This window comes from Streptomyces lacaronensis (genome assembly GCF_047337785.1).
Taxonomy (GTDB): domain Bacteria; phylum Actinomycetota; class Actinomycetes; order Streptomycetales; family Streptomycetaceae; genus Streptomyces; species Streptomyces lycopersici.
In genome coordinates this window covers 10,653,089-10,666,837 of record NZ_JBLHDK010000003.1, presented here as the reverse complement: position 1 = coordinate 10,666,837, position 13,749 = coordinate 10,653,089, and the positions used below count along the sequence as shown (strand labels likewise).

The following is a 13,749-nucleotide window of genomic DNA, read 5'->3' as shown; positions in this document are numbered from 1 at the left end:
CCTTACGGTCGTCGTCGGCTCCGCCCGGCGCCGCCGGCGCGGCCACGTCGGCTCCGCCCGGCACCGCCGGCGCGGCCACGTCGGCTCCGCCCGGCACCCGGCGCGGCCATGTCGGCTCCGTCCGGCGCCAGCAGCGCGGCCACGGCGGCGAGCACCTGGGCGTCGGTGACGGAGTCCAGGCAGGGGTGGCCCGGCACGGGGCAGACCCGGGCGCGGCTGCCCGCGCACGCCGCGTCCTGGCGGCCCAGCAGCCGGTGCGGCACCCGGTAGGGGGCCCAGCGCTCGGCGGGTACGACGGGCGCGAAGAGGCAGACGACCGGGGTGCCGACGGCGGCGGCCAGGTGGGAGGGCCCGGTGTTGCCGGTGACCACCACGTCGGCGCCCGCGAGCACTCCGGCCAGTTCGGGGAAGGAGGTGCGACCGCCGAGGTCGAGGGCGATGCCGTCGGCGATGTCGGCCGTCAGCTCCTTCTCGGCCGGGCCGCCGGTGACCACCACGCGGTGGCCCGCCTCCTCCAGCGCGGCCACCGCCCGGGCGGCCCGCGCGGGGCTCCAGGCGCGGGCGGGCACGGCGGCGCCGGGGTGGACCACCACATAGGGGTCGGTGCCGGTGAGCGGGGCGGTGTCGGGCAGCGCGGTCAGGGCCAGCGCGCCCCCGTCGCCGGGCGGGAGGGCGAAGCCGGACGCCTCGGCCAGGTCGAGCGCGGCCCGCGCCTCGTGGCGGTGGGGTGCGCGCCGGTGGCGCAGGTCCAGCAGGGTGCCGGGGTAGTGCTCGCTGTCGGCGGCGGTCCAGGGGATTCCGGCCAGCTTCAGCAGCAGTGCGGCGGGCAGCGGGCTCTGGTGGTACGAGGAGAGGATCAGCGCGCGGTCGAAGCGGCGGGCGGCCAGGCAGTCCACGAGGGCGTCGATGAGCTCGCGGCGCACCGGCGGGGCCTCGAAGCCCACCCAGGGCGCGTCATGGACCAGCACCTCGTCGACGCCGGGCAGCATCCGGGCGGCGGGCTCGCCGAGCGGGCCGCACAGCATCGCGGTGTACGCCGACCCGGCGGCCACCGCCCGTACGGCGGGCCCGGCCAGCAGCACGTCTCCCGCGCTGTCGAGCCGCACGACGAGGGTGCGCGGACCGGTGTGGCGGGCGCTCATGGGGCGTCTCCCGCCCCGGCGGGCAGCCCCCGTACGGCCGTCAGGAGGTCCGGTGCGGTCCGCGCGGCGTCCGCGATCTCCTCCGGGCGGGTCACCGCGTTGGGGACGAGGACGCCTCGGGCGCCCGCCGCGCGGGCCGCCGCCAGGTCCGCGCCGATGTCGCCGAGGACGACGGCCCGGCGCGGATCGGTGCCCAGCGCCGCGCACGCGGCGTGGATCAGCCCGGGGGCGGGCTTGCGGCACCCACAGCGGTCGGCGGGGCCGTGGGGGCACACGGCCCAGATGTCGAAGGGTCCGAGCAGTTCCTCGACCCGCCGCCGAACGGCCTCCACCGCGCCGAGGGTGAGCAGACCGCGGGCCACGCCCGACTGGTTGCTGACCACCCCGACCGGGACGCCCCACTCCCGTACCGCCTCGACCGCGGCCCTGGCGTGCGGCATGAGCCGCACCCGGGCGGGGTCGCCGTTGTAGGGGACGTCCTGGATCAGTGTGCCGTCCCGGTCGAAGAGCACCGCGCCCGGAAGTCCCCGCCGGACGGGTACGCGGGGTCGGCCGGGCCGGTCACCCGGGGTGAACAGCCACGGCACCCCTCCCGGTACGGATGGGGCCTTTGGTGCAGGTGTAGCGAACACGGGCACCGAGTAGCCCGGACGGTCAATCACCAAACGCGACAAAGCGCTACCCATGCCCGAGGGTCCTGGTCCGCCTGGCCGCCGACCGCCAGAACGCGGCGGCCGAGCGGTGCCGCACCAGCCCCGCCAGCCAGTGCGCGGTGGCCGCGGGCGGGATGACGGCGCTGGTCACGGCCATCGTGGCGAGTTCGTCCGGGGTGCGCGGGCCGGGCCTGATCCGGGCCAGGGCGAATTCGGCGGTCCCGGCCAGCCACAGGGCCGCGCCCGCCGCGGCCGCCCGCCGCCGCCCCGCCAGGGCGCCGGTCAGGGCGGCGGCACCGGCCGCCGCGATGGCCAGATGGCGCGGCAGCCGGCCGCGCGGGGCGCCGGCCCGGGCCCACCAGCCGCGGCCGTGGACCTTGGCCATCAGCACGTCGTCCGCGTTCCCCGCCTGGGTGCGCACCGACACCCAGCGGTCCGCCGGGCGCACCGGATGGACCGTGGCCCGCGATCCCCGCTCCAGCCGCCACCCGGCTGCCATGACCCGCAGCGCCAGGTCGGCGTCCTCGCGGAAGGCGCGCGGAAACCGCTCGTCGAAGCCCCCGACCGCGGCCAGCGCGGCCCTCCGGTACGCCATGTCGGCGGTGATCCAGCGGGCGGAGGCCAGCCCCGCGGTGTTGCGCTCCCAGTCGGTGGGCCTGCGGTCCTCGGGCAGCGGAACGGTGATCCGCGCCTGGACCCCGCCGGTGCCGGGAACGGCCGCCGCCAGATCGGCGGCGAGGTCATCCGCCCAGGTGGGACCGGGCACCACATCGTCGTCGAGAAAGACCGTCCAGGGCTCGGGGGCGGCCCGCCAGCCGATGTTGCGCGCGGCGGCGGGCCCGGCGGCGCAGCCGGACGCGATCTCCACCAGGGGTGCGAGCTCGGTGGGGATGTCGGCCGGCAGCGGGGTGCAGTCCTCCAGCGGCCGGTCGTCCACGAGGACGACCCGCCGGGGCACGGGACCCTTGGCGTTGGCGAGCGCCCGCAGGGTCACGGAGAGACTGGGGCGGCCCAGCGTCGGGATGACCACGGCGTACTCGGGTCCGTCGGTCCGCTCTCCGGTGTCCGTCATACCTGGCTCCTCCCATGGCGGGGGTCGGTGCGGCTCGTGTGCGATGGGCGCGGGTAGGTGCGGCTCGTGTGCGGTACGGCACCCCGCGTCAGATCCCCTCGGGCGCGGCCGTGTCCGGACGGCCGCCCGCGAAGAAGGCGCCCCGGCGGATCACGAACGGCCCGATCGCCAGCAGGTCGACGGGGGCCGAGCCGAAGCACTCCAGGGCGTCGCGCGGATCGTCGACCATCGGCCGGCCCGAGGTGTTGAGGCTGGTGTTGACCACCACCGGCAGCCCGGTGCGCCGTTCGAACGCGCTCAGCAGGCGAGCCACCAGCGGTTCGCCGGCGGAGTCGACGGTCTGGATGCGGGCCGTGCCGTCCACGTGCACCACGGCCGGGATACGGTCCCGCCACTCCGGCGCGACCTCGTGCACGAAGAGCATGTACGGGCTGGGCAGCGGGCCGTCGAAGATCTCGGCCGCGCGCTCGGCGCGCACCATCGGGGCGACCGGCCGGAACTGCTCCCGCCCCTTGACGTCATTGAGCCGCTCGAGGTTTCCCGAGCGGCCGGGGTGGGCGAGCAGCGAGCGGTGGCCGAGCGCCCGGGGCCCGTACTCGGAGCGCCCCTGGAACCAGGCGACGATCGCGTCGTCCGCGAGCGCCTCGGCCACCGTCTCGGCCACATCGGCCGGGCGTTCGTAGGGCACCGCGGCCGTCTTCAGCCACGCCTCCAGCTCGGCGTCCGACCAGCGGCGCCCGAGGTCGGCCCCGGCCATCGGCTCGGGCCGGTCGCCGCCCCGCGCGCACAGGTGCAGGGCGCCGCCGAGCGCGGTGCCCGCGTCCCCGGCGGCGGGCTGGACCCAGACCCGGCGATAAGGCCCCTCGCGGGCGATACGGGAGTTGGCCACGCAGTTCAGCGCCACTCCCCCGGCCAGGGTCAGCACCCGGTCATGGGTGCGCCCGTGCAGCCAGCGCACCAGGTCCAGCAGCGTCTCCTCCAGACACGCCTGGGCGCTCGCCGCGAGATCGGCGTGCGGCTGCGACCACGCCTCGCCGGGGCGCAGCGCGGGGCACAGCTCGGCCCAGGGCACTCCGGTGGCGTGGAAACCGCCGTCGCCGGTGGCGTACACATACCGCCGCAGCTCGTCCAGCATCCGCGGGGTGCCGTAGGAGGCGAGGGCCATCACCTTGTACTCGTCGCTGGAGCGCAGGAAGCCCAGGTGCTCGGTGAGTTCCTCGTAGACCAGCCCCAGGGAGTGGGGCAGTTCCTGGCCGTGGAGCGGCTCCAGCCGGTCGCCGACGCGGCGCGCCGCGAGATGGGAGGTGGCCTCCCCGCGTCCGTCGAGGACGAGGACCGAGCTGGTGTCGGCGCCGGGCGCGGCGAGCGCGCTGGAGGCGGCGTGCGCCATGTGGTGGGGCACGAACCGCACCGCGTCCGGGTCCAGTCCGGGCAGGGCGGTGCGCAGGAAGCCGGGCGCCTCGCGGGCGTAGGTGAGCCGCAGGTGGTCCCAGGGGTCGTCCAGGCCCATGGACGCGGCGGGGCGGGCGAGGGCGGGGTCGAAGGAGTAGGCGACGGCGTCCAGGTCCTCAGGGCGCAGCCCCGCCTGCTCCAGGCACCAGGCCGCCGCCTTCTCCGGGAGCTCCCAGGCGGAGAACGGCACCGGTCGCTTGCCGTGTTTGCGCCGGGAGAACCGCTCCTCCTCGGCGGCGGCGACGGTACGGCCGTCGACGACCAGGGCGGCGGCCGGGTCGTGGAAGAGGGCGTTGATGCCGAGGATGCGCATGGGCGTGACCTTTCGGCGGCCCGGGGCCGCTGCGGAAGGGGGTGTGCGGACGGTTGGGGGAGCGGGTCAGGCGGCCTGGCGCCGGAACCAGTCGATGGTGCGGGCCAGCCCCTCGTCGGCGGGGACGACCGGCGCCCACTGGAGCTTGCCGCGGGCGAGGGTGATGTCCGGGCAGCGGACGGCGGGGTCGTCGGTGGGACGGCCGATGAACTCGACGGTGGAGCGCGAACCGGCCAGTTCGATGATCTTGTGGGCGAGGTCCAGCATGGTGATCTCGTCCGCGTTGCCGATGTTGACCGGTCCGAGGAGGTCGGAGCCGGCCATGGCGAGGATGCCGCGCACGGTGTCGTCGATGTAGGCGAGCGAGCGCGTCTGGCTGCCGTCGCCGGTGACCGTGAGGGGCTCATCGGCCAGCGCCTGCCGGATGAAGGTGGGCACGGCCCGCCCGTCGTGTCCGCGCATCCGCGGTCCGTAGGTGTTGAACAGCCGCACGATGCCGGTGTCCGTGCCGTTCGTCCCGGCCTCGGCGCAGGTCAAGGCCTCGCCGAAGCGTTTGGCCTCGTCGTAGACGCTGCGCGGTCCGACCGGGTTGACATTGCCCCAGTACCGCTCGTTCTGCGGATGCTGCTGCGGGTCGCCGTACGCCTCGGAGGTGGAGGCCAGGATGAAGCGCGCCTCGTGGTGGCGGGCCAGGGCCAGGGCGTTGCGGGTGCCGAGGCTGCCGGTCTCCAGGGTGTGCAGTGGCAGCCGCAGATAGTCGGCCGGGGAGGCGGGGGAAGCGAAGTGCAGGACGAGATCGGCGGGCCGCTTCACCTCGAACGGCTCGGTGACATCGGCGTGCTGGAGGGTGAAGCCGGGCCGGTCCATCAGGTGGGCGACGTTGTCCGGGTTTCCGGTGCAGAAATCGTCAACACAGGTCACGGCCGTGCCCTGGTCGAGAAGCGCCGCGCACAGATGCGAACCGACGAATCCGGCTCCACCGGTGACCACGGAGTGCGCCCAGGTACGGACGGGGACGACGGCATCGGATCGCTCCATGGCCCCTCCCTTCCTTCGCGTTGGGGCCCCACCCCAGTACCCGCGGCGAAAGGAAGCAACCAGGGCACATCCCCCGTCCCCTCCCCGACCAGGTCAACCGATGGGGGAAAGGTCCTCGTGCGACACGGGCGCGGCAGCGCGTTCCGCCGCGGCGGGCTCGGCGGCAACGACGGTGGCCGGCACGCGGCGGGAAGCGGTGCGGCGGGCGTGCACCAGCGTGCCCGCGCCGATGACCGCCGCGATGATCAGCCCACCGGCCACCAGGGCGCCGCGCGGCCCCGCCCACTCCATGAGCAGGCCCAGCAGGGGCGGACCGGCCAGGCCCCAGCCCGTCTGCACGGTGCGCCACACGCCGAGCACCCGGCCGCGCATCCCGGCCGGCGGATCGGTCTGGAGCACCGTGGTACCGGCCGTGTCGGAGACCGACTCGGCCACCGCCATCGGGGCCACCAGCACCAGCAGCGGAATCAGCCCCGGCGACAGCCCGGCCAGCGCCTGGAGCAGCGCCCCGGCGGCGGCGAGCGCGCCCACCATCCGCACCGACGGCCGCTGCATCCGCCCGGCGAGGACCGCGCCCGCGATCCCGCCCACGGCCAGGACGGTGGCCACGGTCCCGAAGTCCTCGGAGCTGCCGGCCAGCGGGCCGGTGACCAGGACCGCCAGGGTCAGTCCGTAGTTCCGGCCGAAGACGGCGCTCACCGCCGTGATCACGGTGAGGGCGACCAGACGCGGCCGCTTGACGAAGAAGGCCAGCCCGTCGCGGGCACCGGCGCCGGAGAGCCGGTCCCGGCGCGCGGCGGGCGGTTCCGCGATGGTGGCCGCGCCCGGGTGGGGGCGCAGGAAGGGGATGACGGCCGCGACGCACAGGAACGACAGCCCGTTGGCGGCGTAGGCGGACGCGGTGCCGAGCGTCCCCACCGCGACCCCCGCGCAGGCCACGCCGATGAGCCGGCCGGCGCTGCTGACGACGGAGCCCAGGGCGATCGCCGAGGGGACGTCGTCGGGCGGCACCAGATCGTTGCCGAGCAGGGCGCAGGCGGGCGCGTCCACGGTGGCGACGAGACCGGTCACCGCGGCGAGGACCATCAGCGAGACCACGTTGAGCAGGTCAAACGCGACCAGGGCGGCCGTGACGAAGGCGACGAGGCCCAGCACCGCCTGGCTGACGGCCGCGGTGAGCTTGCGCGGCCAGGCGTCCACCGCCGCTCCGCCGAGCAGCCCCATGAGCAGCCCGGGGGCGGCCTGCACGGAGAGGGAGAGCCCGGTGGTGGCGGCGGAGCCGGTGATGTGCAGCACCAGCAGGTTCTGCACGGTCAGCTGCATCCAGGTGCCGACATTGGACACCAGGTTCGCCGCCGACCACCACCGCATGGCGCGGTGGCGCAGACTGCGCCACGGCGTGCGTGTGCCCCGCTCCGGGGAGCGGGGGGTGGGTATGAGGGGCGGCAAGGAGGTGGTCATGGCAAGGGCAGGCGGGTTTCCGGGTACGGGGCAGAAGCGGAGAGGGCCCGTATCCGGGGCCCGGCTGACACGGATTGCCGTACGTCAGCGACGCCCCATGCTCACAGACGGATCTCCCGGACGTGGAATCCAACCGGGGTGGGTTTCCTCACAAACCGGCATATGCCCTGCTCAGAGCGGCGGCAAGGGACGCCTCCCGGGCCAGGCGCACGGCACCGGCGCCGGATCGCCTACGCGGCCACCGCGCGCCGCACACCGTAGGCCGCGGCGCCCAGGGCCAGCACCGCCGCGCCGGAGACCACCGAGGAGACCGGCAGGGCGAAGGCCAGCAGCAGACAGCCGGCCAGGCCGAGCCCCGGCACGATCCGCGGTGGGCGGCCCTCGGCGGGGGTGAGGGTCCAGGCGGAGGCGTTGGCGACGGCGTAGTAGGCCAGCACCCCGAACGAGGAGAACCCGATCGCGCCGCGCAGATCCGCCGTCGCCGCCAGGACCGCCACCACCGCGCCCACGGCCAGCTCGGCGCGGTGCGGCACCGCGAATCGTGGGTGCACGGCGGCCAGCGCGGGCGGCAGGTGCCGGTCGCGGGCCATGGCCAGAGTGGTCCGGGAGACACCCAGGATGAGCGCGAGCAGCGACCCCAGCGCGGCCACCGCGGCGCCCGCCCGCACCACCGGCGACAGCCCCGGGAGCCCGGCGGCGCGCACGGCGTCGGCCAGTGGGGCGCCCGCCGCGCCCAGCCCGCCGCTGCCCAGCACGGTCAGCGTGGCGATCGCGACCGCCGCGTAGACGGCCAGGGTGATGCCGAGCGCGAGGGGGATGGCGCGGGGGATGGTGCGCGCCGGGTCGCGGACCTCCTCGCCGAGGGTGGCGATCCGGGCGTATCCGGCGAAGGCGAAGAACAGCAGGCCGCCCGCGCGCAGCACCCCGCCGAGGGTGGCGTCGCCGCCGATCTCCAGCCGTGCGGCGTCCGCCTCCCCGGAGGTGAGGAGGGCGACGACCACGGCGGCCAGGACCGCGAGCACGACGGCCACGATCGCCCGGGTCAGCCAGGCGGCCTTGTGCACCCCCACGTAGTCGACCGCCGTCAGCGCCACCACGGCCGCCACCGCCACCGCGTGTGCCTGGGCGGGCCAGACATAGGAGCCGACGGTCAGGGCCATCGCCGCGCAGGAGGCGGTCTTGCCGACCACGAACCCCCAGCCGGCCAGATACCCCCAGAAGTCGCCCAGCCGCTCACGGCCGTAGACATAGGTGCCACCGGACCGCGGATAGCGGGCGGCCAGCCGCGCGGAGGAGGTGGCGTTGCAGTACGCCACCACCCCGGCGGCCACCAGGCCGAGCAGCAGCCCCGTCCCCGCCTCCCGCGCCGCGGGCCCCAGCGCCCCGAAGACGCCCGCGCCGATCATCGACCCCAGGCCGACCACGACCGCGTCGAAGACCCCCAGACGCCGCCGCAACTCCCCCGGCCCGGCAGGAGTGTTCACCGTGTCCCCCATCGCTCAGCCCCGGCCTGTGTCGTGACCGTACTCGGTCCGGCGGCGCGGGTGTGAGCCGGTGACCGGCCCGAGGGCGCGCGCCAGCGGGAGTTGGCGGGGGACGGCGTAGCGCATGTGCTCCAGTATGGTGCCGGGTTTCGGCCACCGGCCGCGCTTCGGCCGGTCTTCCCGCTCGGCACCGTGCCGGTCTTCCCGCTCGACACCGTGCGGGCCGGGCGGGGTCCGCCCTTCGCCCGCCGCTCTACGATGGGGACATGCCGGTCAGCGAACCCTCCTCAACTGCGACCCGGTCGCATGCGCATCCCAGCGGCGCGGCGCAGTTCGCCACGGCCGCCAATGTCTTCTCGCTGCTGTCCGACCCGACCCGGCTGCATCTGGTGTGGTCCCTGGCCCGGGGCGAGGCCGATGTCAACACCCTCACCGAGGCCAGCGGGGCGGCGCGCCCGGCGGTGAGCCAGCATCTGGCCAAGCTCCGGCTGGCCGGGCTGGTCCAGGTGCGCAAGGAGGGCCGCCGCTCGGTGTACTCCCTCCACGACGGCCATCTGCGCCGGCTGGTCACCGAGGCCGTCAACCACGCGGACCACATGGTCACCGGGGCCCCGCCGCACGACTGAGCCTCGGCAGAGGACGCCGGCGGGATCTCCTCACCCGGCGTGGTGGGCCAGCAGCCGATGCGGATCCTCCGCGCCCGGCCCGGGGGCCGGATCGGTGTGCACCAGGGCGGCGGTCAGCCGGGGCACCGCGTGGCGGAGGGCGTGTTCGGCCCCGACCGCCACATCGTGCGCCGCCCGCAGGTCCAGGCCGCCGTCCACCTCGACCGTGACCTCGGCGCGCAACCGGTGGCCGATCCAGCGCATCCGGAGCTCGGTCACACCGAGCACTCCGTGGACCTCGCGCAGGGCGGCCTCGCCCGCGTCGATCACCGCAGGGTCGACGGAGTCCATCAGCCGCCGGAACACCTCGCGGGCCGCGTCCTTGAGGACGAGCAGGATGGCGGCGGTGATGGCCAGGCCGACGATCGGGTCCGCGCGCTGCCAGCCGAGCGCCGCGCCGCCCGCGCCCACCAGCACCGCCAGGGAGGTGAAGCCGTCGGTACGTGCGTGCAGCCCGTCGGCGACCAGGGCCGCCGAGCCGATCCGCCGCCCGACCCGGATCCGGTGCCGGGCCACCCATTCGTTGCCGATGAAGCCGAGGACCGCGGCGACCGCGACGACGCCCGGGTGGGACATGGCGCGCGGGTCCAGCAGCCGCTCCACGGCCTCGTACGCGGCCAGGGCCGCCGAGGCGGCGATGGTCAGGACGATGACGATCCCGGCCAGATCCTCGGCCCGGCCGTAGCCGTAGGTGAACCGGCGGTTCGCCGCGCGGCGCCCCAGGACGAACGCCACGCCGAGCGGCAGCGCGGTCAGCGCGTCGGCGGCGTTGTGGACGGTGTCGCCCAGCAGCGCCACCGAGCCGGACAGCACGACGACCGCGGCCTGGAGGACCGCGGTGGCGCCCAGGACGGCGAGGGAGAGCCACAGGGCGCGCATGCCCTCGGCCGAGGACTCCAGCGCGGAGTCGACCTTCCGCGCCGACTCGTGGGAGTGCGGTGTCAGCAGATGCGCGAGCTGGTGCCGGCGGTGGTGGCGCCGGTGTCCGTGGTGATGCGACTCCATGCCGCCATTATGTGCATACACGCGCACGCATGCACCCGTTGAGCCGGGGAGGACTCCGCCGGACCACGGAAGACCTCGGCGCCGACCGGCCTTGCCAATGTTTTGGCAAGCATTGACAAGGTTGCGCAACGGTGAAGACCATGCCACATGCCGTTCATCCACCCCACCTCGTCACACCGGTAACGGGCTGCCATGGCCCCCACCCTGACCGATGTCGCCAAGGGCGCCAACGTGGCGCTGTCCACGGCGTCCCGGGCGTTCAGCGACCCCGGCCGGCTCGGCCCCCAGACCCTGCGCAAGGTGCTGACCGTCGCGCAGGAGCTGGGGTACGAACCACCCGTGGCGCGCACCGCCGAGAGCGCCACCGCGGCCCGAGCCGAGACCGCCACCGTCGCGCTCGTCGTCCCCGATATCGCCAACCCCGTCTTCGGGGCCTTCGTCAAGGCCGCACAGGGCGAGTGCCGACACCGCAGGCAGACCGTCGTCCTCGCCGACACCGACCTCGACCCGGACCGTGAGCGCGAGGTCCTCGCACACCTGAAGGAGCGGGCGGACGGCCTGGTCGTGTGCTCTCCCCGGCTCGACGCGGACGACGTGCTCGACATCTGCGGCCGCACCCCCGCCGTGCTGGTCAACCGCGAAACGTCCGGCACCGACTGTGTGCTCGCCGACGCCGCCCACGGCATGCGCCAGGCCGTGGAGTACCTCGCCGCCCTCGGACACCGGCGGATCGCCTACGTCCAGGGCATGCGGCGCTCCTGGTCCAACGCCCACCGCGTGGACCTCATCCGCGCCGAGACCGAACGCGCCGGGCTGGACCTGGAGTTGCTGGGCTGGCAGTCCGAGACGGTGGCGGGCGGTACCGCCGCCGCCGCGAGCGTCATGGCCTCGGGCGCCTCCGCCGTCATCGCCCACAACGACCTGATGGCGTTCGGCGTGCTGACCGGCGCCCGGGCGCTGGGGCTGAACGTGCCCGGGGACCTCAGCGTCATCGGATTCGACGACATCCCCTTCGCCGAGGTCTCCCAGCCGTCCCTGACCAGCGTCGCCGTGCCGATGGCCCGTGCCGGGGCGCTCAGCCTGCAGACGCTGGGGCAGATCCTCGCGGGCGAGCGGCAGATCCCGCGTACGCACCGGCTGCCCACGCAGCTCATCGTGCGCGACTCCACCGGCCCCGCCACGACCACCGCACCCGGCACGCCCGCCGTTCCCACCGTCCCCGCCACCAAGGACGCCCCATGACCGCCGACCCCCTGACCGTGGTGGTCGCCGACCCCAATCTCGCCCCGCTGCGCACCGAGTTCGAGGCCGCCCTCCCCCACGGCACGGTCGTCCACTGGCCCGACCCCCGGCACACCGAGGCGGTCGAAACCGCCATGGCGGACGCCGACGTCCTCGTCTCGGGCCGGTGCACCGCCGCCATGGCCGCGGCCGCCACCCGGCTCCGGCTGGTCCACGCCGCCGGCGCCGGGACGGACAACATCGACATCGCCGCGCTGGCGCCGGGCACCCAGGTGGCGAACACCTTCCACCACGAGAACGCCATCGCCGAATACACCGTGTCCGCCACGATCCTGATGCGCCGTGGCTTTCTGCGCCAGCACACCGCGCTGCGCCGGGAAGCACACTGGGACACCCCCGCCCATGACCCACGGGCCCCCTGGGCGGAGGATCTGACCGCCGCCACCGTCGGGTTCGTCGGCTTCGGCCACATCGGGGCCCGCTGCTGGCGGCTGTTCCAGGCGTTCGGCGCGCGGGGCGCCGCCGTCACCCGGAGCGGGGACGTGGACGCGGCGGCCCACGGACTGCTGTGGACCGGGGCCGTCAAGGAGCTCGACGCCCTGCTGGAGAGCTGCGACGCCGTGGTGATCTCCGTGCCGCTCACCGAGGACACCACCGGGCTGATCGGCGCGGCCGAGCTGTCCCGGATGCGCCCGGACGCGGTCCTGGTCAACGTCGGCCGTGGCCCCGTCGTGGACGAGGACGCGCTGTACGAGGCGCTGAGCGACCGCACCATCGGCGGCGCCGCGATCGACGTCTGGTACCGCTACCCGGCCGACGGGCACACCGCCGCCCCCGGCAAGCACCCCTTCGACACGCTGGACAACGTGCTGATGACCCCACACTCCTCGGGCCTCACCCGCCAGACCTTCGTCCACCGCACCGCCGACATCACCGCCAACATCCGCCGGCTCGCCGCGGGCGAACCGCTCCACAACGTGGTGGCGGTGGCCTCGTGACGACGAACGACACCATCACCGCCGTCGACGTCCTCGTCACCAGCCCTGGCCGCAACTTCGTCCTCCTCAAAATCACCACCGCGGACGGCGTCACCGGCTGGGGCGACGCCACCCTCAACGGCCGCGAACTCGCCGTCGCCTCCTATCTCCGCGACCACCTCGCACCCCTCCTGATCGGCCGCGACCCGGCCCGCATCGAGGACACCTGGCAGTACCTCTACCGCGGGGCCTACTGGCGGCGCGGACCGGTGACCATGACCGCCATCGGCGCGGTGGACATCGCGCTGTGGGACATCAAGGGCAAGACCACCGGACAGCCCGTCTACCAGCTGCTGGGCGGCGCGGTCCGCGACCGGATCCTCGCCTACACCCACGCCACCGGCTGGGACCTCCCCCAACTGCTGGAGTCCATCGAGGTGCGGCGGGACCGCGGCTTCCGCGCCGTACGGGCCCAAAGCGGCGTCCCCGGCCTGGAGATGGTCTACGGCGTCAGCAGGAGCGGCACCGGATACGAACCGGCCGGCCGGGGCGCCGCCCCCGTCGAGGAGACCTGGGACACCGACGCCTACCTCCGCCACATCCCCCGCGTCCTCACCCGGATACGCGAACACGTGGGCCCCGAGCTGAAACTGCTCCACGACTCCCACCACCGGCTCACCCCCGGCGAGGCCGCCCGGCTCGGCCGCGCCCTGGAACCGGCGGACCTCTTCTGGCTGGAGGACGTCACCCCCGCCGAGAACCAGGAGGTGCTGCGGCACATCCGCCACCACACCACCGTCCCGCTGGCCATCGGCGAGGTGTTCAACACCGTCTGGGAGTGCCAGACGCTGATCACCGAGCAGCTGATCGACTTCATCCGCACCTGTGTGAGCCACGCGGGCGGCATCAGCCATCTGCGGCGCATCGCCACCCTCGCCGACCTCTGGCAGGTGCGGCTCGGACCGCACGGCCCCTCGGACATCTCACCCGTCGCCCTCGGCGCCTCACTCCACCTCGGCCTGGCCACCCCCAACTTCGCCATCCAGGAGTACATGGGCTACGAACCCCTGGTCCACGAGGTGTTCCGGCACGCCTGGTCCTACACCGACGGCCACCTCCACCCCGGCGAAGCACCCGGCATCGGCGTCGAGATCGACGAGGAACTCGCCGCCCGCCACCCCTACGAACCCGCCTATCTGCCGGTCGCGCGACGGCTCGACGGCTCGATGACGGACTGGTGACACC

The 13,749-nt window shown here is 74.8% G+C and carries 12 protein-coding genes; 4 read left to right on the top strand and 8 right to left on the bottom strand.

The window, feature by feature from the left end:
* Positions 1-2 precede the first annotated feature (2 nt).
* The 7 genes from ACMTAK_RS46215 to ACMTAK_RS46185 form a co-directional block, all read right to left on the bottom strand.
* Positions 3-1,142, bottom strand: coding sequence for a glycosyltransferase family 9 protein (locus ACMTAK_RS46215; RefSeq protein WP_413811691.1), 1,140 nt, complete (start codon positions 1,140-1,142; stop codon positions 3-5).
* Positions 1,139-1,654: a D-glycero-alpha-D-manno-heptose-1,7-bisphosphate 7-phosphatase gene (locus tag ACMTAK_RS46210; protein WP_413811690.1), complete on the bottom strand. Its 516-nt coding sequence runs from the start codon at positions 1,652-1,654 to the stop codon at positions 1,139-1,141. The genes ACMTAK_RS46215 and ACMTAK_RS46210 overlap by 4 nt, the downstream gene beginning before the upstream one ends.
* A 166-nt stretch (positions 1,655-1,820) precedes the next feature.
* Complete coding sequence (locus ACMTAK_RS46205) at positions 1,821-2,867, bottom strand: glycosyltransferase family 2 protein (protein WP_413811689.1); 1,047 nt, start codon at positions 2,865-2,867, stop codon at positions 1,821-1,823.
* A gap of 88 nt (positions 2,868-2,955) precedes the next feature.
* Positions 2,956-4,632, bottom strand: a complete 1,677-nt coding sequence (locus tag ACMTAK_RS46200) for a carbamoyltransferase family protein (protein WP_413811688.1) — start codon at positions 4,630-4,632, stop codon at positions 2,956-2,958.
* Between the two features lie 66 nt (positions 4,633-4,698).
* Positions 4,699-5,670, bottom strand: a complete 972-nt coding sequence (locus ACMTAK_RS46195) for an NAD-dependent epimerase/dehydratase family protein (RefSeq protein ID WP_413811687.1) — start codon at positions 5,668-5,670, stop codon at positions 4,699-4,701.
* 93 nt (positions 5,671-5,763) lie between these two features.
* Positions 5,764-7,131, bottom strand: coding sequence for an MFS transporter (locus tag ACMTAK_RS46190; RefSeq protein WP_413811686.1), 1,368 nt, complete (start codon positions 7,129-7,131; stop codon positions 5,764-5,766).
* 230 nt (positions 7,132-7,361) lie between these two features.
* Positions 7,362-8,627, bottom strand: a complete 1,266-nt coding sequence (locus tag ACMTAK_RS46185) for an APC family permease (protein WP_413811685.1) — start codon at positions 8,625-8,627, stop codon at positions 7,362-7,364.
* A gap of 254 nt (positions 8,628-8,881) precedes the next feature.
* Here ACMTAK_RS46185 and ACMTAK_RS46180 point away from each other — a divergent pair, with 254 nt between their 5' ends.
* Positions 8,882-9,241 carry an ArsR/SmtB family transcription factor gene (locus tag ACMTAK_RS46180; RefSeq protein WP_137976599.1) on the top strand — a complete coding sequence of 120 codons (360 nt, stop codon included), beginning with the start codon at positions 8,882-8,884 and terminating at the stop codon, positions 9,239-9,241.
* Between the two features lie 30 nt (positions 9,242-9,271).
* Here ACMTAK_RS46180 and ACMTAK_RS46175 read toward each other — a convergent pair whose 3' ends face one another.
* Positions 9,272-10,285, bottom strand: coding sequence for a cation diffusion facilitator family transporter (locus ACMTAK_RS46175; protein WP_413811684.1), 1,014 nt, complete (start codon positions 10,283-10,285; stop codon positions 9,272-9,274).
* Between the two features lie 192 nt (positions 10,286-10,477).
* Here ACMTAK_RS46175 and ACMTAK_RS46170 point away from each other — a divergent pair, with 192 nt between their 5' ends.
* Genes ACMTAK_RS46170 through manD form a run of 3 tightly spaced genes read left to right on the top strand, consistent with a single transcriptional unit; the run spans position 10,478 to position 13,745 of the window.
* Entirely contained in the window at positions 10,478-11,527 is a 1,050-nt protein-coding gene (locus ACMTAK_RS46170; RefSeq protein ID WP_413811683.1) for a LacI family DNA-binding transcriptional regulator, read from the top strand.
* On the top strand, positions 11,524-12,525 hold the full coding sequence (locus ACMTAK_RS46165; RefSeq protein ID WP_413811682.1) for a 2-hydroxyacid dehydrogenase: 1,002 nt from the start codon (positions 11,524-11,526) through the stop codon (positions 12,523-12,525). The genes ACMTAK_RS46170 and ACMTAK_RS46165 overlap by 4 nt, the downstream gene beginning before the upstream one ends.
* Positions 12,526-12,539: 14 nt before the next feature.
* A complete protein-coding gene (gene manD / locus ACMTAK_RS46160; protein WP_413813202.1) occupies positions 12,540-13,745 on the top strand; it encodes a D-mannonate dehydratase ManD in 1,206 nt (401 codons plus the stop codon).
* Positions 13,746-13,749 lie beyond the last annotated feature (4 nt).

Coding starts and splice junctions, on each gene's coding strand:
- ACMTAK_RS46190 (WP_413811686.1), bottom strand. CDS start 7,131: ATGACCACCTCCTTGCCGCCCCTCATACCCACCCCCCGCTCCCCGGAG.
- ACMTAK_RS46175 (WP_413811684.1), bottom strand. CDS start 10,285: ATGGAGTCGCATCACCACGGACACCGGCGCCACCACCGCCGGCACCAG.
- ACMTAK_RS46185 (WP_413811685.1), bottom strand. CDS start 8,627: ATGGGGGACACGGTGAACACTCCTGCCGGGCCGGGGGAGTTGCGGCGG.
- ACMTAK_RS46215 (WP_413811691.1), bottom strand. CDS start 1,142: ATGAGCGCCCGCCACACCGGTCCGCGCACCCTCGTCGTGCGGCTCGAC.
- ACMTAK_RS46200 (WP_413811688.1), bottom strand. CDS start 4,632: ATGCGCATCCTCGGCATCAACGCCCTCTTCCACGACCCGGCCGCCGCC.
- ACMTAK_RS46205 (WP_413811689.1), bottom strand. CDS start 2,867: ATGACGGACACCGGAGAGCGGACCGACGGACCCGAGTACGCCGTGGTC.
- ACMTAK_RS46165 (WP_413811682.1), top strand. CDS start 11,524: ATGACCGCCGACCCCCTGACCGTGGTGGTCGCCGACCCCAATCTCGCC.
- ACMTAK_RS46180 (WP_137976599.1), top strand. CDS start 8,882: ATGCCGGTCAGCGAACCCTCCTCAACTGCGACCCGGTCGCATGCGCAT.
- ACMTAK_RS46170 (WP_413811683.1), top strand. CDS start 10,478: ATGGCCCCCACCCTGACCGATGTCGCCAAGGGCGCCAACGTGGCGCTG.
- ACMTAK_RS46195 (WP_413811687.1), bottom strand. CDS start 5,670: ATGGAGCGATCCGATGCCGTCGTCCCCGTCCGTACCTGGGCGCACTCC.